Source organism: Vibrio sp. KUL78 (assembly GCF_059725505.1).
On sequence record NZ_AP045837.1, the window covers coordinates 1,221,624 to 1,241,965 of the forward strand.

The window sequence follows — 20,342 nt, forward strand, 5'->3', positions numbered from 1 at the left end:
ACTGAGTTAGATTTCGAACAGCCAGTAGTATCCGTAGCCTGCAATCAGTGCTGGTAAAGCAGAATAGAACGTCGCTACCAGCGCTGCCTTTGGCGCCAGAACAATCGCTGGGAATAAGGCATCACCGTCATTTGAAAGGGCATTGGAGATTTGTGCAGATAAGGGCATTGCTCCGGTCAGGTAAAGGCTAGTCACCAAAATTTGAGGTCCACAACCTGGCAGCAGACCAACTAGCATCCCAATAAATGGCATATAAACGCCATATCCAGATAAAGCAGTGCCCAGGTCTATATGGGCAAAATGAACCGACAACTCAAACGTTAGAAAGGCAACAATAACCCATGCACTAACAAAGTGGGTGTCTTGAGCGGCTTTTTGCATTGGGTGCGATGTCGAGGCTTTATTATCCTCTGCGACCGTACTTTGGTAATCCTTAATCTCTTTTGTAAACGCCCAAAGAAACATCATCACTACCGCTAGTATCGCGCCTGTCCACTCAATGGTGCCTTCTGGAACTCCGATTACCGTATTGATATCGATTTGAAAAGATATGGCAAAGGCGATGAACATGGCTGGCACGATTAACCATGACCAGAATAGCCCTTGGAGGTTAATGACCTTCCTCTGTAAAGGATTACTACCACTACGAGAAGTGTCACATCCGCAGTTTGCCGAGGGGGTGACCGAGCTTAACATTGAACTGATTTTACCTTCAGAGCTCGGACGCAAGAAGTCTTCAGAATGAAGACGATTGATTATCAGCCCTGTTATAGAACCGACAACAACACCTAATGCCATCATTCCAAACCCAATACTAGGTTGACTGGCGAGTAACAAGAACGCTGCATCACCCATCGTTGCCGTTAATACGGCGACGACGGAGCCAAACCCAACACGCCCTGCCACAAATTGGGTAGTGACAATGATGGCACCACCACAACCAGGCAAAGCCCCTAATGCTGATGAAAACAAAACCTGGTAGGTGGGAGACTGATGATACAACTCGACAACTCGATTTTTGCTCGAGATCATCCGTGCGACTTGATGGTAGACAACAAGGGTGAAGGCAACGTAACAGGATACGGCCCAGAATGCATCCGCTAAGGCATTCATAGTGACGTCACGAGTCGCACTATTGAGCAACAGCACTGTGAGTGCTATCGGCAACAATAGCCGTTTGTACTTAGGTGCAAATTGGTCGATGGACAAACCATCTTTAAAGCCAAGTGTTTTTGCCAGATACATAAGTGACACCAGGTGTAAATGAGATCAGTTATCAATTATATCTTTATGAAAATAATTCTCAATAACATTTACGAGTCTGGGTGATGAAAGAATCGGCTCAATCTCACATCAACCGATGACAAATCGCGAAAATCAGGTAAAGTATCGCCCCTGTGAGAGTAATACAGGCGATCTCGCCTGAATGATCAGAATTAGTTAGGAAGCAAAATGATTTTAGTTGTCGGTCATAAAAACCCAGATAGTGATAGCATTTGTGGTGCACTTGTTGCTGCAGAACTTCTAAAGGCTCGTGGTCTTGAAGCGAAGCCAGTTCGTCAAGGCGAGATTAACCGTGAGACGCAACACATTCTTGCAACAGCAGGCGTTGACCAACCAGAACTACGCACAAGCGTTGCTGGTGAAAAAGTGTGGCTAGTAGACTACACCGATCTAGCGCAAGCGCCGGACGATATCAACGAAGCAGAAATCCTAGGTATTGTTGACCATCACCGTCTTGGCGACGTGATGACAGTTAACCCTCTTGAAGCTTGGATTTGGCCTGTAGGTTGTACTTGTACAATCCTATTTAACCTGTTCAAGATGGAGCAAGCTGAAATCACTCGCCCACTAGCAGTGCTAATGATGTCTGCAATCCTGTCTGACACAGTAGGTTTCGCATCTCCAACATGTACTCAAAAAGATAAAGATGCTGTTCTTGAACTTGCACAAATTGCGGGTGTTGAAGACCTAGACGCGTTCATTAAAGATCTATTGATCGCTAAAACAAACATCGAAGGTCTGTCTGCAGCTGAGCTTGTAGAGAAAGATCTGAAAGCATACCCATTCAACGGCCGTGATGTGGTTGTTGGTCAGGTTGAACTGGCAACACTTGAGCAGGTTGACGGTATGATCGAAGCACTTGAAGCTGACCTAACTCGCCGCTGCGAAGAAGAAGGTCTTGCTTTCGCAGCTGTGATGCTAACAGACATCACAACAGCTCAAACTCGTCTAATCTACAAAGGTGAGTGGGCTGAGAAGCTTGTTAAGCATGAAAAAGATGGCATGCTAATGATGGAAAATACACTGAGCCGTAAGAAGCAAGGCTGGCCTTGGCTACAAAACGAGCTAGTGTAACTTTTCACTAAGTCTTACAAAGCCCTAGTTACCATGACAAAAGGTCATTGGTGCTGGGGTTTTTTTAATTCCGATATTCTAGACTTAACACTAGTTTCTAGAGTGACAAATAAACTAAAAGGCGCGCTGCAATGGCATTAGAACAACATCAAATTGATGAAATCTCTCGTTACGATGAAGAGAAAAGACTGAAGTACAGTGTGAAAACCATGGTACAAGAACGTCAAATCTGGATTCTGACGGACGAGCACGGTTGTGTCATGCTCAATACGGAAGACGAAGATTGCGTCCCAGTATGGCCACATCAAGAGCTGGCAGAGCAGTGGGCGACGGGCGAGTGGGATAATTGTAAAGCTGAAGCGATTTCACTCAATAAATGGCACAGCCGTTGGACTTACGGTCTAGAAGACGACGAGCTCGCTGTTGTGGTATTCCCTAACCAAAATGAAGAGGGTGTGGTGCTGTTTCCAGAAGAGTTCGATTTTGAACTAAAGAAACAGTCTGCGAAAGCTCGCTAACAAAAACACGCTTCAAACCGTAATAAGACATTTCATACGGTATGCAGAAAAACAAAGATGATGTAAACTCTCTGCTCATCATTCCCTGCTTACCGTTTGTTATGTCACGTCTTTTTCTGCTTCTCACTCTTATCACCTATATTCCGGTCAGCCACGCAAGCAATAAAGATGCTTGGAATACCTTCAGTGACATAGGTGCATACGGCTTGGTGGGTCTCGCTGCTGGATTGCCCGCTTATCAAGACGATTGGGACGGGGTTTGGCAAGCGGGCTTGAGTATTGGCTCAGCTTCTGCCGTTGGGCTTGTTGGCAAATACACGATTGACGCGCCGCGACCAGATGGTAGCGACAACAACAGCTTTCCCTCCAATCATACCGCCAATGCTTTTGCTGCAGCGACGACGCTTCATATTCGTCAAGGTTGGCAAGTAGGCCTTCCCGCATACGGGGTAGCGGCACTTGTCGGTGTCGGGCGCGTTCAAGCGGATAAGCACTATTGGCGTGATGTAGCGGCGGGTGCTGCAATTGGTGTGTTCACCGGTTGGCTGTTTACCGATAAGCTCGATGAAAACGTTCATTTGACCCCGTATGCGGGTTCACGCGGAGCAGGCATGTCTGTTACGTACGTTTGGTGATGACAACAAAAAGCCCAGCGATGCTGGGCTTTGTTCGATTTGGTTTGACGCTAATCGCGCTTCCAAAGAATGTGGCAGAACTTATTGTCAGGATCACGGCTCACAAGTAAGCGCGCGAACACATCATCCAACACATCGTCTTCTTCGTTTACTAGGCCAATGCGAACCTCCGCATAGCTTTCATCAACCTCAAAACCAACATGTTCCACCCAATCAGCGCCCGTCTCGACAATCTCGGCAGCGCCACGATCATCGAATTGTGCAGTGAATAAGATTACGTCAGCAGCCTCAAGATTATCAGGCGCCATCTCTAGGAAGATATCGTACGCCGCTTCGATCACGTCATCGTATGAAATGAGTTCTGACATAACTTACGCTCGGTTCATGTATTTGCGTTCTGCAGTGTTGATCACTACGCGGTCACCCTGTGCAATGTACTCAGGTACTTGCACAGTCAGGCCTGTTGATAGACGAGCTGGCTTAGTACGAGCAGACGCTGAAGCCCCTTTGATTGAAGGGTCTGTCTCTTCGATCACTAGCTCTACAGACGATGGTAGCTCAAGGCCAACCGCGCTGCCGTTCACTAGAATAACTTGAACACCTTGCGTGTCTTCGTTGATGAACAGTAGATCATCTTCGATTTCATCGTGCTTGAATGTGAACTGGCTGTAGTCTTCGTTATCCATGAAGATGTACTCATCGCCGTCAACGTAAGAGAAAGTTACGTTGCGCTTGTTCATTTCTACCGTTTCAAGAGTGTCATCTGATTTGAAACGCTCATCAACTCTAGAGCCTGTTGCCAAATCAGTACAACGTAGCTTGTAGATCTTAGCGCCGCCACGGCCACCCGGAGTGGTGACTTCGATATCTTTGATTAGCAACGTTTTGCCATTTGACTCAATCGCAAAACCTTTTTTAAGCTCACTTGCCTTAGGCATGGAATATTTCCTTCGTTTTTTGTTTAGACAGTCAATTATACGTTCGAAATCTAGGTTTGCTCAAGAAGGGAATTGTGTCTCACCTGCCACAAATCAACGTTGAATCCCAAATTCGCCAATCGTAGAATAGGGACATGTTCAACGCTGCAAAGTAACCACGTGCTAATCCAGTCGCCAATCAATCAGCTTATCCCTCAGCCCACTTATGTTCCTGTTGTTGAAGATCTTATCGCTTGCCTAAAATCAGGCTTGAAGGACAATCTGCACAGTGTCTATATCTACGGGTCGGTGGCTAATGGTAATGCCATCCCCAATGTCTCGAACCTTGATGTGGTGCTCGTCACGCACAGACCGTTAGCAGCGGGTCAAAAGTCACTGTTTAACTCCATCAATTGGCGATTTCAGAAAGATTTTCCGTTTGTGAAAGGGCTAGCTGTACGCACTGCGCTGGTCAGCGAGGTGGCGTCATTGTCGGCGTTGTTCACCTGGGGCTTTTTGCTCAAGCAATGTTGCACAAACGTTTATGGTGAGGACTTATCCGAGTGCTTTGGTCACTATGTACCTAGTTGGGAAATTGCCAAACAGTGGAATATGGATATTGAACAGAGCGCTGCCATTCTGAGAAGAGAAGTTGCTCTAACGGAAGACGCCCAATCACAATTGAGCGCGCAGCGACAGTTAGCAAAAAAATTACTTCGCGCTGCATATGGTCTGGTATTGCATAGAACCAAACGTTGGCTGGACGATCCTCTAGAAAGTGGTCGAGCGTTTCTCGATTATTATCCTGAGCGACAACAGACGATAGAGCGTCTTGGAATATTGTTAGGGCAGCGAGTGATCCCGAAACGCTCTGTTGTTGGTCTGCTTGATGACTTTGCACCATGGCTAGTGAAGGAATATCAAAAAACGGAGTTTAAGATAGGTTAAGCAAGGCCTAGGCTTCCAGCTATTAGTCGCTTTCGTTATTCTTCGGCTCCACGGTATTTCGCTAGAACAACCCCATTTGAGGCGCACTTAAATCATCGAAGTTCATTCCGATAAATGGCAGGATGGCTTCTGCCACAGGTCTTAGCTGCTTATCAATATAGTGTTGATAGTCGATAGGGGAGCGCTGATACTCTTTTGGTTCAGGTCCATTAACCGTAATCACATATTCAATACGACCTCGGTTCTGATACTGTAAAGGACGCCCTAACTGCTGATTAATCTCATCCGCCATCCTTGCTGCTCGAACCTGAGGCGGAACGTTCTTTTGATATTCATGCAACTTTCTACGAAGTCGTTTTTGATAAATCAACTGCTCATCGTGCTCGCCTCTTAGTGTTGATTCGACAAACTCACGAACGTAATCCGTCGGATCTTGATGCTTAAACACCATCATGTAGAGTGTCTGCTGGAACTCTTGCGATAAGGCTGTCCAGTCGGTTCTGGCACTTTCAAGCCCTTTGAAAATAAGCCTTTCGTTGCTACCTTGTCCGATAAGGCCGGCATATCGCTTCTTCGAGCCAGTCTCTGAGCCACGTATTGTTGGCATTAAAAAGCGCTGATAATGGGTTTCGTACTCTAACTCAAGAATTGAGGTTAGCTGGTATTCCTGCTCTAGGTGCTCGGTCCACCATTGATTGATAGACGTGACCAAGTCGTTACCTACCTTATCGGCTTCTTCAGGTGTGAACGCTCCATTTAGAGAGACAAACGTCGAATCGGTATCGCCATAAATCACCTGGTAGCCTTGTGCTTCAATCAGTTTCTTAGTGGTTTTCATGATCTCGTGACCACGCATGGTGATAGAGGAGGCGAGTCGAGTATCAAAAAAGCGGCAGCCAGAGGAACCCAGAACGCCGTAAAACGAGTTCATTATGATCTTAATGGCTTGTGAGAATGCCTTTTCATTGTTGATTTTTGCAACGTCGCGCGCTTTCCATAAATCTTGGATTAAATTCGGAAGAAAATGCTGTGTACGGTGGAATTGACCACCTCGAAATCCTGCGACGGCTTGGTCCTTATTTTTGCCGATTTCCTGCTTTAGCCCCTCGATCAGGCCCATAGGGTCAATGAGAAAAGAGCGAATAATCGATGGATAGAGGCTTTTGAAATCTAAAACCAGCACAGAATCATACAAGCCGGGAATGGAATCCATGACATAACCGCCAGGGCTAGCTACCCAGTTTTCTGGGTGAAGGTTGGGGGCGGCATAGTGAGCACGGTGTAACCTTGGTAAATAAAGGTTGGTGAACGCCGCGACTGAGCCTCCGACCCGGTCCAGCTCCACACCAGTCAGCTTGGTGCGCTCGATAGCAAACTGAAGTAAATGAGTATGGTCAAAGATTCGGTTTACGAGCACACAGTCTTGCAAGTTGTACTTAGCAAGAGACGGTTTATCACGACGGAACATCGAATTTATTTCATCCATGCGGTCGTGCACGTTATGTATTGCTTTGCCTTCGCCCAATAACTCACGTGATACAGATTCGAGTGACCAAGAACGAAAGTTATAGGTCGCTGTTTTTAGCGTATCAATCCCATCCAACACCACTCTACCGGGCATGGTGATAAAACTCTGTTGACTCGACGGTAAGGTGCGAAAATAGATTTTCTGGTTATTCCTACCTAGTGACAGTACCACGTTGTTGAACTCGGCACGTTTGTTTAGCAGCTTAAAATCAAAGTCGATTACGCTCCAACCGACGACAACATCCGGGTCGAAAGCTTGGAACCAGTCATTGAGGGCCAGCAGTAGGGATTTTTCATCACTGACCCATTGTGTCGGTGTCTCGCAAGCTTGCGGCTCACCAATCATGATCACTCTGCTGTCTTTTGGACTGTCGAGACCGATTGAATAAAGTACACCTTTTTCTGAGCACTCGATATCGAGAGAAACTACGTTGAGATCAGGTTTATAATCATGTGCCTTACATTTGGCATCGGTGATTCTCAAAAATTGATTAGGAAGCCCCGAGTTGACCACTTCGGTCTTCCCAGCAACGGCTAAGCTGCCCTGAATAAAACGCTCCATAAGAAAGCGATCAGCGAGTTTAATGTCCGCCTCTAATACTAAAACATCAAGTGAAATAAGCTTGTCGTTGAGCTGACGTGCGGCCGCTATTGAGTTGCTATAAACCGCTGCAAGGGTTTGACCATCGAAGCTTGTCATTTCAACGTCATGAACTGTGATCGCGAGACCGGCTTCTTTAGCCGTATGGTGTACTAAATCTTTAGTCTCGGTAGGTACGAAAAATACGGGCTTCTGCCCTTCTATGAGTACCTGCGCAGGACCTTGTGGGGTAGAGAGCCACAGCTCTATCTGTGGGCCTGAACGAGAGTCTCTCGCTTGGCGGGTTAACAAGAAGCCTTGATGAATGTCCAAATGAAGCGAATTCCTACATGGTTTGCTGTGGCTGAGTAAATTTTGTGCAAAATATTTACTCAATAATAGCTCTGAGTGATGAGCAAGTGTAACAAAGGTCTATTCAGAGCCAAAGTACCTCAATATGAGCTAAACTTTAGTGGTAACACCATGTTTCTAGAATAGTGATTTATATCGATATTTTGCAAATATCTAGAGTATAGTGTGCTAGATGTTTCATAGGGGTGTAAAGGGGATTTATGCCCATAAATCGGGGGGTTAGGTTAGAGATAGCTAATGGTTGTATGATTTGTAACCTAATGATTTTAAAGTTTTTCTGATTGACGACGTCGAATCTTCGTCGTAATGTGTTTCGCAAACTTTGCGCCCGTGCACGATTTGTATGGGAGCATTTAAACGTAACATGAGGTATGATAGTCAGCCATGCTGCTATCCACTAACCTCAAGTGGTCGCAGAGCCAATAGATAAGTGTGGAGATACAAGTTTGATTAATGTTTTCCTTGTAGATGATCACGAACTGGTTCGCACAGGGATACGACGTATTATCGAAGACGTCCGTGGAATGAATGTAGCAGGGGAAGCTGACAGTGGTGAAGAAGCCGTAAAATGGTGTCGTAGCAACCATGTTGACGTCATTTTAATGGACATGAATATGCCTGGCATTGGTGGACTAGAAGCGACGAAAAAAATCCTTCGCCATAATCCAGACATTAAGATCATCGTGTTAACTGTGCATACGGAAAATCCATTTCCGACAAAAGTTATGCAGGCAGGTGCCGCGGGTTACCTGACCAAGGGCGCTGCGCCTGATGAAATGGTGAATGCCATTCGTCTAGTCAACAGCGGTCAGCGTTACATCTCTCCTGAGATCGCTCAGCAGATGGCGCTAAGCCAGTTTTCATCAGCATCAGAGAACCCGTTCAAAGATCTTTCTGAACGTGAACTTCAAATCATGATGATGATTACTAAAGGGCAAAAGGTAACGGATATCTCAGAGCAGTTGAGCCTGAGCCCGAAAACCGTGAACAGCTATCGATACCGTTTGTTTAGCAAACTGGATATCAACGGTGATGTTGAACTGACTCACTTAGCGATTCGACATGGAATGCTAGATACTGAGACGTTGTAGTTGAGAACATCGCGTGTCGGAACCCATTTTTGACTCAACATCCTTCCTCAAAACCGTAACAAACCAACCCGGCGTCTACCGTATGTACGACGCCGAGTCAGTCGTTATTTACGTCGGCAAAGCCAAAGACCTTAAAAAACGCCTCTCTAGTTACTTTCGAAAACGTGTCGATAGTGAAAAAACGCGCGCGTTGGTCAGTAACATCAATAAAATAGACGTGACAGTAACGCATACCGAAACGGAAGCGTTAATTCTTGAGCACAACTATATCAAACAGTACCTGCCTAAATACAACGTACTGTTGAGAGACGATAAATCCTATCCGTACATCTTTTTGTCTGGTCATAAGCATCCACGGTTATCCATGCATCGCGGAGCAAGGCGCAAAAAAGGGGAGTATTTTGGACCCTATCCAGATTCTGGTGCCGTAAGACAAACACTTCACCTGTTACAGCGCATTTTCCCGGTTAGACAGTGCGAGGACTCTGTCTATGCTAACCGAAGTCGCCCATGCCTGATGTATCAGATTGGTCGCTGCGCCGGTCCTTGTGTGAGTTCTATTATTTCCGACGACGAGTATACGGAACTGGTTGGCTTACTGCGTTTGTTTTTACAAGGTAAAGACAAGAATGTGGTGCAAATGCTGGTGGAGAAAATGGACGATGCTAGCCGTAACCTTGCCTTTGAGCAAGCGGCTAAGTATCGCGATCAGATCCAGGCGATAAGGCGTGTTCAAGAACAGCAGTTTGTTTCTGAAGACAGTGATGACGATATGGACGTATTGGGTTTTGCTCAGGAAAACGGTGTGGCGTGTGTTCACATCTTGATGATTCGACAAGGCAAGATTTTAGGCAGTCGCAGTCATTTTCCGAAGATACCGAACAATACTGAGCAGTCAGAGGTGTTTTACAGCTTCTTGAGTCAGTACTACCTCAACCATTCTGAGTCTCGCACAATTCCGACTCGCATCATTCTTAATGATGGCTTGGTGGAAGACGTCAATGACATGTCCAAGGCTTTAACGGAAATTGCGGGTCGTAAAGTCGTGTTCCACATCAATCCGACTGGGGCGAGGGGACGCTACCTGAAACTGTCGAACACTAACGCGCTTACCGCGATCACGACAAAGATCAATCACAAGATGACCATCAACCAACGCTTCAAAGCGCTTCAAGATGCGTTGAATATCGAAAACATCGCCCGTATGGAATGTTTCGATATCAGTCACACTATGGGTGAGAACACCATTGCGTCATGTGTTGTGTTTAACCAAGAAGGGCCTGTGAAGCAGGAGTATCGTCGATACAACATTACCGGCATTACTGGTGGCGATGACTATGCAGCGGTGGGACAAGTGCTTGAACGCCGCTACTCCAAACAGATCGATGTAGATAAAATTCCAGATATTATTTTTATTGATGGTGGTAAAGGTCAGCTAAACCGAGCGGTGGACATAGTTTCTGAGTATTGGGACGATTGGCCAAAACGCCCACTAATGATTGGTATCGCCAAGGGTGTAACCCGTAAACCCGGTCTCGAAACCCTTATCACTCCAGAAGGTAGAGAGTTTAACTTACCAAGCGATGCGCCGGCATTGCACTTAATTCAACACATTCGTGATGAAAGTCATAATCATGCGATTGCTGGACATAGAGCGAAACGCGCCAAAGCGCGTCGAACCAGTCCTTTAGAAGGTATTGAGGGCATCGGTCCGAAACGCAGACAAGCCTTGTTAAAATACATGGGTGGTTTGCAAGAACTCAAACGTGCAAGTGTAGAAGAAATCGCCAAAGTCCCAGGAATTAGCATTTCTTTGGCAGAAAACATCTATCAAGCATTGAAACAGTAAAGAAAATCCCGCAACATAAACAGGCAGTAAAATAGAGCCGATAATAATATGCGTTTAAACATCCCTAACATTCTGTCTTTGTTGAGATTATTTCTCATCCCCGTGTTCGTCGTTGCTTTCTATCTTCCGTATAGCTGGGCGCCGTTTGCAGCCGCTATGATATTCTGGGTGGCAGGCTTCACTGACTGGCTCGATGGGATGTTAGCGAGAAAGCTTGGTCAAACGTCCCGTTTTGGCGCTTTCATCGATCCTGTTGCCGATAAGGTCCTCGTGGCAACTGCACTTATTCTTATCACCGAACATTATCACTCTATTTGGGTCACCATCCCTGCAGTAACCATGATTGCTCGAGAAATTATTATTTCTGCATTGCGTGAGTGGATGGCTGAGATTGGCAAACGCGCGAGCGTGGCCGTATCTTGGGTTGGTAAAGTCAAAACCGTTTCTCAAATGTTTGCGCTCTGGGTGCTGATTTGGCGTTATGACGATTGGATGATTTGGGTTGGCTATGTGGCACTGTATGTCGCGACGGTTTTGACGTATTGGTCAATGATGCAATATCTCGCAGCGGCAAAAGACGATTTGCTTAACGCTGATAAGTAGTTAGCGCGGCAACGAATAATAGTATTGAATATTAAGGCGAGCAGTAAGCTCGCCTTTTTGCATTTTAGCGCGGCGTAGTCTTTGATATGGCTCTTGCGAATGCGATGATAGGTAAGCTCTATTAGGCTTGTCGGTTAGGCATATTTTGGTAAGTTGACAAGTTTTCTAGTCTTAAATGTGCATGTTTTTGCTAGAAAATTGAGCAAATTGGCGCTTTTTGGGTATTTCTTGGTCAAACGATTCAAAATATCAAAAAACGTGTTGACTCATTTTCCTGATTGCGTAAAATGCCTCCCGTACTCAAGAGGAACTGCTCAAAACGAAAGCGAAAAGCAAAGCTTCATGAGTAACAAGAAGGCGCCTTGGCAGAGTGGCTATGCAGCGGATTGCAAATCCGTGGACCTCGGTTCGACTCCGGGAGGCGCCTCCATTCTCTCTTAGAGAGTATGCGACACTAGCTCAGTTGGTAGAGCGCAACCTTGCCAAGGTTGAGGTCACGAGTTCGAACCTCGTGTGTCGCTCCAAATTATAGTGATATGGCCTTGAAGGCGGTATCAAGATGGTGTCTCCATCGCAAAGGATTTTGCGTGCCCTGGTGGTGGAATTGGTAGACACAAGGGATTTAAAATCCCTCGACGTTCGCGTTGTGCCGGTTCAAGTCCGGCCCGGGGCACCATCTCAAATTTAGTCTGTAAAGACAAATGCGACACTAGCTCAGTTGGTAGAGCGCAACCTTGCCAAGGTTGAGGTCACGAGTTCGAACCTCGTGTGTCGCTCCAAACATAAAAACCCCAGCAGAAATGCTGGGGTTTTTTCGTTCTAATACTTTTCCATCTTTAGCCTTTATCTTGCTGATTCTTTTTGCAATGATGTCCGTACTATAAGCACTCTAATGATAAATCGAGGCATCTATGTTTACCGGTATTATTCAATCTGTCGCCACTATTGATAAAATTACAGACCTAAACGGCATTCGCACCTTTGAAATCGACTTCGAACAAGGGTTTTGTACCGATGTTGAAATCGGCGCGAGTATCGCTGTAGATGGCGTCTGTTTGACGGTAACTGAGATACAAACGGACACGCGTTTGTCGTTTGATGTTATGTTGCAGAGTCTCAATATCACAACGCTAAGCTCTTTTGAGCAAGGCCAGATGATCAACGTAGAACGTGCCGCTAAAGACGGCGCTGAGATTGGCGGTCACCCATTATCTGGTCATGTTGATTTCAAAACACCGTTGGTATCGGTAGAGCAGCAAGAAGATAACTACCGAATCAAGTTTCAGTTGCCAAAAGAGTGGAAGCCATATGTGTTCCCTAAAGGCTATATTGCGATCAATGGTGCTAGTCTGACGGTTTCAGAGGTGGATAAGCAAGAAGGCTGGTTTGATGTCTGGCTTATTCCAGAAACTCGTCGTATGACGACGTTTGAAGGCAAAGGTGTTGGTGACGACGTCAATATTGAGATCGAGCGAGGCACTCAGGTCGTCGTCGACACAGTGAGGGATACCATAGCTGAAACTCTTGGCCCACTGCTGCCGATGTTCGAAAAATTCCTTGAGCAAAATGGTGTAGACGTAGACACAATTGGTCATGCAACCACCAAAAGTCTGAGCGACAAAAAAGACCAATAGTTAGCTTTCGAATAGGCCGCCTCTGCAGAGGCGGTTTTTTTATGTCAGCAGTTTAATATTGCGCAATAATACGTAACTAGTGACCCGTGTTTTACGTGATAAAAACGGTTGCGATGATAATGAGTTCTATGTTATTTTCCCGCGCAATCTCGGAATGAATCTGGGGGATACGCGTCGTAACCATTCAAGCTGATTGTGATACGACGTAGGGTAGGTACTGATTATGCCAATAATCAGTAGACGGGATACTGGTGCCTGGATAGGCATATTAATGGGAAACCCAACATTGAAACTCATTAACTCTCACTCAAAAATCAGCTTTGTACTTCCAAACTGTGTATTGCGCGTAAATCGTAGTATCACGGAGCCTTGATTTACAGAATCGATCTCTTTTCCTAGCGCAAGTGCGTTGGGCTTCGTCACATCTGTTGTTCAGATGGGGCTCGTTTTGTTGTTCGCGTGACAGCCAATACTGTGCGCGTAAAATCAGGTTACAAATAAATGAGTACAGCATTCGAATTTGATTCTAAAGAATTCGCGTCTTCGATTTCGGTCCAAGTTCCACACGTTGAAGGCACCTACGATCTGACCCCAGATCAAGTATTACTAGACCAAGCCGAGCATGAGTCAGAAGTACGTTCGTACCCACGTCGTCTTCCGATTGCCATTAAACGAGCCTATGGAGCGTTGGTGGAAGATACTCGCGGTCAAATTTTCTTAGATTGCCTTGCTGGCGCAGGTACCTTGGCGATGGGTTACAACCATCCGGAGATCAACCAAGCCCTTAAAGAGCAGCTAGATTCTGGTCTACCGTATCAAACGCTAGATATCACGACCGAATCGAAAGCTCGCTTTATCAAACGCGTTAAAGCCTTTTTTGCCTGAACAGTTCGCGACTGAATCTGTGATTCAGTTCTGTGGTCCTTCAGGTGCTGATGCAGTAGAAGCTGCCATTAAACTGGCGAAGCAAACCACGGGCCGTAACACCATGTTTGCATTCCGCGGTGCGTATCACGGCATGACGAATGGCACCATGGGCATGATGGGTAACCTTGGCACTAAAGCGCGTCGTACCGGTCTCATGTCAGACGTGCATTTTATGCCGTTCCCGTATAGCTTACGTTGTCCATTTGGACTGGGTGGTGATGCGGGTGCCAAGCAGAGTATTCGCTACATTGAGCGGCTTCTTAATGATGACGAAGCTGGCATCATGAAACCAGCAGCGATCATCGTTGAACCAGTACAAGGCGAGGGCGGTGTGATTCCGGCTCCAGCGTTTTGGCTCAAAGAGCTGCGTAGGATTTGTGATGAGCATGAGATTCTACTGATTCTCGATGAGATTCAGTGCGGTGTGGGTAAAACGGGTTACCGATTTGCCTTCGAAGAAGCCGGTATCAGCCCAGATATTCTTTGTCTTTCTAAAGCGATTGGCGGTGGTTTGCCAATGTCGATCCTTGTATTCAACAAAAAGGTCGATACATGGAATGCTGGCGAACATACGGGCACATTCCGCGGTAACCAATTAGCCATGGTATCGGGTGCAAAAGCACTGGAGATCATCGAGCGAGATAACCTTGTCGAGCATGCAAGCATTGCCGGCGAATATCTGCGATTGGGTCTAAACAAAATCAAAGATCGCGTTAACTGCATTGCCGAAGTTCGTGGTAAAGGTCTGATGCTTGGCGTTGAGATCGTAAAACCAACCGGTGAGCACAACAAGTTTGGTGAGCCTGTCGCTGATGGCGAACTAACGCTCGCGATTCAACGTGCAGCGCTGGAGCGCGGTTTGATGGTTGAAAAGGGCGGTCGTGACGGCTCTGTTATTCGCTTCTTACCACCTCTAATCATCAGCTTTGAGCAGATTGACTTTGCCCTACGCACTATCGAAGAGGCGATCATTGTTGCAGGCGGCGGCGAGAAAACTGAGCAGCAAGCGAAGGAATCTAGCTGGCGTAAGCACTTTATCCACACTGGTGAGCAAGGTGCGACTGAGTTTGCTCAGGTGATGAATCACACGACTCAAGCTATGAAAGAAGTGTTTGAGAAAGTGAGCAAACCCTATTCTGGTTTGGATCCGAAAACGCTCGAAACACTTATCAATGACGTAAATCTTGATAGTCAAAACAGCAACCTACAAAGCGTCGTTGATGAAACCGCTGGGCTGGTTGCGGAACACTCTATCTTCACTCAGCACCCTGATTGTATTGCGCATCTGCATACGCCTCCTTTGATGCCAGCGGTGGCAGCAGAGGCGATGATTGCAGCGCTAAACCAGTCGATGGACTCTTGGGATCAAGCATCTGCGGCGACTTATGTTGAGCAAAAGGTTCTAGATTGGCTATGTGAGCGATACGAGCTGGGCGAAGATGCGGACGGCATTTTCACCAGTGGTGGTACGCAAAGTAACTTAATGGGCTTGCTACTGGCTCGCGATCGCATTGCGGATGTCACTGATGGCCACTCAATTCAAAAACTAGGTCTGCCAAGCTACGCCGATAAACTGCGTATTGTTTGCTCAGACAAATCTCACTTTACCGTTCAGAAGTCAGCGTCACTTCTTGGACTTGGTGAAAAAGCCGTGCACTGTGTGGCGACTCATGAGAATGGCACGATAAAAACAGATGCTTTGCTTGCTGACATCACAGCACTCAAAGAACAAGGGTTAATTCCGTTCGCACTAGTTGGCACTGCGGGTACCACAGATCACGGCGCGATCGATGACTTAGCAACACTTGCGGATATTTCTTCCCAGTTCGGTCTTTGGTTCCACGTAGACAGTGCTTACGGTGGCGCGCTGATCCTAAGTAGTCATAAAGACAAGCTCCAAGGGATCGAAAAAGCCGATTCAGTGAGTGTCGATTTCCATAAGCTGTTCTACCAAACAATCAGCTGCGGCTCACTGCTTCTTAAAGATCGAGCTAACTTCAAGTATCTGCTTCACCACGCCGATTACTTAAATCGTGAACATGACGAACTGCCGAACTTGGTCGATAAATCCATCGCGACGACCAAGCGTTTTGATGCGTTGAAGGTCTTTATGACCATGCAAAACGTTGGTCCAGACGCACTAGGTGACATGTACGATCATCTAATGGATCAAACTCAGCAAGTGGCTAAGCTTGTTAAAGCACATCCGCAGTTTGAGCTATTGGCAGAGCCGTCGCTATCAACGGTTCTATTCAGAGCGGTAAACAGTGATGCTGATGACCTAGAGCAGTTTAACAAAACAATTCGTATCGAAGCGCTGACTCGCGGCGTTGCGGTACTCGGGGAGACGGTAGTAAACGGCCACTCGGCACTGAAATTTACCATCTTAAACCCTTGCTTGAAGCTATCGGATTTCGAAACGCTTCTGAACAATATTCATCAATTAGCCCTTGAGCTAACTAACTCTCACTAAGAGAAAAAGGAAACAAACAAATGGCAATTCTACAAATTGGTGCTGGTGGTGTTGGTTGGGTAGTCGCACACAAAGCGGCTCAAAACAACGATGTACTAGGTGATATCACTATCGCTTCGCGCACAGTAGCGAAATGTGAAAAAATCATTGAGTCAATCAAGGGCAAAAACAACCTAAAAGATACAACTAAAAAGCTAGAAGCTCGCGCTGTTAATGCAGACGATGTTGAAGCGCTAGTCGCTTTGATCAACGAAGTAAAACCTGATCTAGTGATCAACGCGGGTCCTCCTTGGGTGAACATCACCATCATGGAAGCGTGCCTACAAGCGAAGGTGTCTTACCTAGATACATCGGTCGCTGTTGACCTATGCTCTGAAGGTCAGCAAGTACCGCAAGCATACGACTGGCAATGGGGTTTCCGCGACAAGTTTAAAGAAGCGGGTATCACCGGTATCCTAGGTGCTGGCTTTGATCCAGGCGTAGTAAGTGTGTTTGCTGCTTACGCAGTGAAGCATTTGTTCGATGAGATAGATACCATCGATGTTATGGACGTAAATGCAGGTGACCACGGTAAGAAGTTCGCGACGAACTTCGACCCAGAAACCAACATGCTTGAAATCCAAGGCGATTCTTTCTACTGGGAAAATGGCGAGTGGAAGCAAGTGGAATGTCACTCACGCATGCTTGAGTTTGATTTCCCGCTAGTGGGCAAGCACAAGGTTTACTCTATGGCGCACGATGAAGTTCGTTCAATGCAAGAATTCATTCCTGCAAAACGTATCGAATTCTGGATGGGCTTCGGTGACACTTACCTGAACTACTTCAACTGCATGCGCGATATTGGTCTACTGAGCCCAGACCCGCTAACTCTGCACGACGGAACGGTTGTACAACCACTACACGTGCTTAAAGCACTGCTACCAGATCCAACCTCTCTAGCTCCGGGCTACACAGGTAAAACGTGTATCGGTACTTGGGTTCAAGGTAAGAAAGACGGTAAAGAGCGTTCAGTCTTCATCTACAACAACGCTGACCACGAAGTCGCTTACGAAGATGTTGAGCATCAAGCGATCTCTTACACTACCGGTGTTCCGGCTATTACTGCGGCACTTCAGTACTTCCGCGGTAAGTGGGCAGATGCTGGTGTGTTCAACATGGAGCAGCTAGACCCAGATCCGTTCTTGGAGACAATGCCAGAGATTGGTTTGGATTGGCATGTTCAAGAGCTGGAAGTCGGTGGGCCGGATATTCAGGTTTTGAAGTAGGGTTTAAGAGCTTTACCCCCTCTAACTCCCCCTTCGCAAGGGGGAGAACTACAGGCAAGCTCCTAACGTCGCATCGCCTAGCTTTAGATCAGGCGACGCGTCAGCGAGCCATCTGTTCCTCCCCTTAATAAGGGGAGGCTAGGAGGGGTAAAACCACCAATCCTCAAAACCTGCTAAAATCCCCAATCATCACCCGGAACGCAAACCATGAACAAATCTCAACTCAAAACCCCATACTTCATGATCAACGAATCTAAGCTGATCGAAAACCTAGAAAAGGCCAAACACCTCAAAGAGATCTCAGGTGTTAAGCTCGTTCTCGCATTGAAGTGTTTTTCAACTTGGGGTGTTTTCGACATCATTAAACCGTATCTAGATGGCTCAACCAGTAGTGGTCCATTTGAGGTAAAGCTTGGTCATGAAACCTTTGGTGGAGAGACGCACGCTTACAGTGTGGGTTACACCGAAGACGATGTGCGCGAAGTGGCGGATATCTGTGACAAGATGATTTTTAACTCTCAGTCTCAGTTAGCGGCTTACCGCCATATTGTTGAGGGTAAGGCATCATTGGGTCTTAGACTTAACCCAGGCGTGAGCTACGCAGGGCAAGATCTAGCGAACCCAGCGCGTAAGTATTCTCGTCTTGGTGTGCAAGCTGACCATATCGACTCTTCGGTATTTGAAAGTATCGATGGCGTCATGTTCCATATGAACTGTGAGAACAAAGATGTAGATGCATTTATTAGCTTGCTTGATTCGATTTCTGAGCAGTTTGGCGAGCACCTCGATAAGCTTGATTGGGTGAGCATGGGTGGCGGCGTATTCTTCACTTGGCCTGGCTACGATATTGATAAGCTTGGTGCTGCTCTAAAAGCCTTCTCTGAAAAACACGGTGTCCAGATGTATCTGGAGCCGGGTGAAGCCATCATCACGAAAACCACAGATCTTGTGGTGACCGTGGTGGATATTGTCGAGAATGAGAAGAAGACGGCGATTGTTAACTCAGCGACTGAAGCCCACCGCTTGGATACGCTGATCTACGATGAGCCAGCATCCATTCTGGAAGCTAACTCAGAAGGTGAGTATGAATACGTGATTGGATCTTGCTCTTGCCTCGCTGGCGACCAGTTCTGTGTGGCTAACTTCGACGAGCCGCTAAAAGTAGGTCAGCAGCTACATATTATGGATAGCGCAGGCTATACCATGGTGAAGTTGAACTGGTTCAACGGATTGAAAATGCCATCAATTTATTGCGAACGTTCATCGGGCAACATCGAGAAACTCAACGAGTTTGGCTATGAGGACTTTAAGCGCTCACTGTCTCAGTGGTCAGTTAGTTAGCTCGTCGCAGAACATGAATATTGAAAATAGCAGGCAGGCACTTAGTGCTTGCCTGTTTTTTTATAAGCCCCTATCTTTTAACAAGATATGCGGTATGCGCTTCACTCTTTTCCAGGAGCCTTTTCTGATGAATACATTGTTCTCTGCCAAGTTTTTCGGGCTGTTTGTTCTCTTGCTTAGCCTGTCTGGGTGTGTGAGTTACAGCGTTACGGAGCAAGAGATGACGGACTATCTAAATCAAAACCTAAAGCTTGTTCAGGCGGTCGGTATAGAAGATGTTCTTTACGCTAAGATTTCTGTCGACGACTTAAAAGTGAATATTGGTCGTGCTGACAAAGACAGAGTTGCGGTGTATGCCAACACCACAGCGGAGCTCCAAATGATGAGCCAACCAGACATGAATTTGGATTTGGACATCGAGTTTAGCGCCATCCCAGAGTATAAAAAAGAGACGGGCGAAGTGTTTCTAAAGTCACTCCGTCTAGAGCGGCTCGATGAGGATGGTTCGATACTGACGCCAGAAATAAGGCAGCTTATTAAGCCCGCAGTATCTTTGATTGGTAATGCAGTATCGAGTTATCCGGTGTACCAGCTTGATGAGAGCACAGTTAAGCAGTCGCTGCTTAAATCGTCGAATCCTAAAGTGACGGTTGAGAGCAACAAGCTGGTTATTGATTTCTTTGACTAGGATTTTGACTCAGGCAGCGATTTTGTAGGACGAAGTGATCTGGTTTGACCAGAATCGACTATAGTGTGTAATCTATTCATTCAATTGGAAAAATAGAGAGACAACTCTCGCAGCCAACAGCAAAAGGACGGTTCATGATTAGCAAAATTATCACTACATTAGCCCTGGTTCTCATCGGTTACATGTTTTACAAAAACAATAGTATGCCGTCGTATTTGGGCGTGGATGGTGGACAGTTGGCGCGCATGCCTTCCACACCTAATGCCGTCTCCTCGCAGACTAAAATCCCAGAAAAACAGGTTCAACCGATTGCCTTTGATGATCTCGCGACGGCAAAAGCGCGCGCATTGGCAGCGCTAAAAACGTTGGGACGCAACGAGGTGGTAACGGATAGCGGCGATTACGTTCATGCGGTGTTTACAACACCTCTGATGCGTTTTCATGACGACGTAGAGCTCTATTTCGATGCCGACAATGGTGTGATGCATTATCGTTCTCAATCTCGTACCGGATACAGTGATGCAGGCGTCAACCGAGCACGTTATGACGAGTTTGTTCAAGCGTTTCGACAAACAAATGGCTAATCTCTGAAAGTGATTCTCCTCATTAGCGGTCT

Annotated in this window: 18 protein-coding genes and 4 tRNA genes; 18 read left to right on the plus strand and 4 right to left on the minus strand. The window is 46.5% G+C overall.

The window, feature by feature from the left end:
* Positions 1–6: 6 nt before the first annotated feature.
* Positions 7–1,245, minus strand: coding sequence for a putative manganese transporter (locus AC6I8Y_RS05930; protein WP_498021053.1), 1,239 nt, complete (start codon positions 1,243–1,245; stop codon positions 7–9).
* Positions 1,246–1,452: 207 nt separating this feature from the next.
* On the opposite strand from AC6I8Y_RS05930, the gene AC6I8Y_RS05935 reads away from it, so the two are divergent.
* The 3 genes from AC6I8Y_RS05935 to AC6I8Y_RS05945 all read left to right on the plus strand — a co-directional run bounded on the left by AC6I8Y_RS05935 (position 1,453) and on the right by AC6I8Y_RS05945 (position 3,511).
* Entirely contained in the window at positions 1,453–2,358 is a 906-nt protein-coding gene (locus AC6I8Y_RS05935) for a manganese-dependent inorganic pyrophosphatase (protein ID WP_042477482.1), read from the plus strand.
* 131 nt (positions 2,359–2,489) lie between these two features.
* Positions 2,490–2,876, plus strand: coding sequence for a DUF2750 domain-containing protein (locus AC6I8Y_RS05940; RefSeq protein ID WP_042477479.1), 387 nt, complete (start codon positions 2,490–2,492; stop codon positions 2,874–2,876).
* A gap of 101 nt (positions 2,877–2,977) precedes the next feature.
* The gene (locus AC6I8Y_RS05945) at positions 2,978–3,511 is read left to right on the plus strand and encodes a phosphatase PAP2 family protein (protein ID WP_394152852.1); all 534 of its coding nucleotides are present in this window, start codon (positions 2,978–2,980) and stop codon (positions 3,509–3,511) included.
* 50 nt (positions 3,512–3,561) lie between these two features.
* Here the strand turns inward: AC6I8Y_RS05945 and AC6I8Y_RS05950 are convergent, their stop codons facing one another.
* Together AC6I8Y_RS05950 and efpL are read right to left on the minus strand one after the other, a co-directional pair.
* The gene (locus tag AC6I8Y_RS05950) at positions 3,562–3,879 is read right to left on the minus strand and encodes an HI1450 family dsDNA-mimic protein (protein WP_042477477.1); all 318 of its coding nucleotides are present in this window, start codon (positions 3,877–3,879) and stop codon (positions 3,562–3,564) included.
* A gap of 3 nt (positions 3,880–3,882) precedes the next feature.
* Positions 3,883–4,449, minus strand: a complete 567-nt coding sequence (efpL, locus tag AC6I8Y_RS05955) for an elongation factor P-like protein EfpL (RefSeq protein WP_128648540.1) — start codon at positions 4,447–4,449, stop codon at positions 3,883–3,885.
* Positions 4,450–4,608: 159 nt separating this feature from the next.
* Between efpL and AC6I8Y_RS05960 the strand changes: the two genes are divergently transcribed.
* Positions 4,609–5,376 carry a nucleotidyltransferase domain-containing protein gene (locus AC6I8Y_RS05960; RefSeq protein WP_498021055.1) on the plus strand — a complete coding sequence of 256 codons (768 nt, stop codon included), beginning with the start codon at positions 4,609–4,611 and terminating at the stop codon, positions 5,374–5,376.
* Positions 5,377–5,437: 61 nt separating this feature from the next.
* Here the strand turns inward: AC6I8Y_RS05960 and AC6I8Y_RS05965 are convergent, their stop codons facing one another.
* On the minus strand, positions 5,438–7,816 hold the full coding sequence (locus tag AC6I8Y_RS05965; protein WP_498021057.1) for a DNA polymerase II: 2,379 nt from the start codon (positions 7,814–7,816) through the stop codon (positions 5,438–5,440).
* Positions 7,817–8,301: 485 nt separating this feature from the next.
* Between AC6I8Y_RS05965 and uvrY the strand changes: the two genes are divergently transcribed.
* From uvrY to AC6I8Y_RS06035, 14 genes are all read left to right on the plus strand, one after another.
* Complete coding sequence (gene uvrY / locus AC6I8Y_RS05970) at positions 8,302–8,946, plus strand: UvrY/SirA/GacA family response regulator transcription factor (protein ID WP_006075673.1); 645 nt, start codon at positions 8,302–8,304, stop codon at positions 8,944–8,946.
* A 13-nt stretch (positions 8,947–8,959) separates the two neighbouring features.
* Positions 8,960–10,795 carry an excinuclease ABC subunit UvrC gene (gene uvrC / locus AC6I8Y_RS05975; protein ID WP_498021059.1) on the plus strand — a complete coding sequence of 612 codons (1,836 nt, stop codon included), beginning with the start codon at positions 8,960–8,962 and terminating at the stop codon, positions 10,793–10,795.
* Positions 10,796–10,843: 48 nt separating this feature from the next.
* Entirely contained in the window at positions 10,844–11,398 is a 555-nt protein-coding gene (gene pgsA / locus AC6I8Y_RS05980) for a CDP-diacylglycerol--glycerol-3-phosphate 3-phosphatidyltransferase (protein ID WP_042499384.1), read from the plus strand.
* Positions 11,399–11,754: 356 nt separating this feature from the next.
* Positions 11,755–11,828 (plus strand) — tRNA-Cys (locus AC6I8Y_RS05985).
* Between the two features lie 18 nt (positions 11,829–11,846).
* Positions 11,847–11,922, plus strand: a tRNA-Gly gene (locus tag AC6I8Y_RS05990).
* Positions 11,923–11,987: 65 nt separating this feature from the next.
* A tRNA-Leu gene (locus AC6I8Y_RS05995) sits at positions 11,988–12,074 on the plus strand.
* Between the two features lie 27 nt (positions 12,075–12,101).
* Positions 12,102–12,177: transfer RNA gene (locus AC6I8Y_RS06000), tRNA-Gly, on the plus strand.
* 132 nt (positions 12,178–12,309) lie between these two features.
* The gene (locus tag AC6I8Y_RS06005; RefSeq protein ID WP_498021061.1) at positions 12,310–13,032 is read left to right on the plus strand and encodes a riboflavin synthase subunit alpha; all 723 of its coding nucleotides are present in this window, start codon (positions 12,310–12,312) and stop codon (positions 13,030–13,032) included.
* A gap of 501 nt (positions 13,033–13,533) precedes the next feature.
* The gene (locus AC6I8Y_RS06010; RefSeq protein ID WP_498021063.1) at positions 13,534–13,917 is read left to right on the plus strand and encodes an aminotransferase class III-fold pyridoxal phosphate-dependent enzyme; all 384 of its coding nucleotides are present in this window, start codon (positions 13,534–13,536) and stop codon (positions 13,915–13,917) included.
* On the plus strand, positions 13,910–16,432 hold the full coding sequence (locus AC6I8Y_RS06015) for a pyridoxal phosphate-dependent class III aminotransferase (protein WP_498021065.1): 2,523 nt from the start codon (positions 13,910–13,912) through the stop codon (positions 16,430–16,432). The genes AC6I8Y_RS06010 and AC6I8Y_RS06015 overlap by 8 nt, the downstream gene beginning before the upstream one ends.
* A gap of 20 nt (positions 16,433–16,452) precedes the next feature.
* Positions 16,453–17,697 carry a carboxynorspermidine synthase gene (locus AC6I8Y_RS06020; protein ID WP_498021067.1) on the plus strand — a complete coding sequence of 415 codons (1,245 nt, stop codon included), beginning with the start codon at positions 16,453–16,455 and terminating at the stop codon, positions 17,695–17,697.
* A gap of 207 nt (positions 17,698–17,904) precedes the next feature.
* Positions 17,905–19,038: a carboxynorspermidine decarboxylase gene (gene nspC, locus AC6I8Y_RS06025; protein ID WP_498021069.1), complete on the plus strand. Its 1,134-nt coding sequence runs from the start codon at positions 17,905–17,907 to the stop codon at positions 19,036–19,038.
* Between the two features lie 127 nt (positions 19,039–19,165).
* Positions 19,166–19,726: a YceB family lipoprotein gene (locus AC6I8Y_RS06030; protein WP_498021071.1), complete on the plus strand. Its 561-nt coding sequence runs from the start codon at positions 19,166–19,168 to the stop codon at positions 19,724–19,726.
* A 134-nt stretch (positions 19,727–19,860) separates the two neighbouring features.
* The gene (locus AC6I8Y_RS06035; RefSeq protein WP_052413014.1) at positions 19,861–20,310 is read left to right on the plus strand and encodes a DUF1499 domain-containing protein; all 450 of its coding nucleotides are present in this window, start codon (positions 19,861–19,863) and stop codon (positions 20,308–20,310) included.
* Positions 20,311–20,342: the final 32 nt, after the last annotated feature.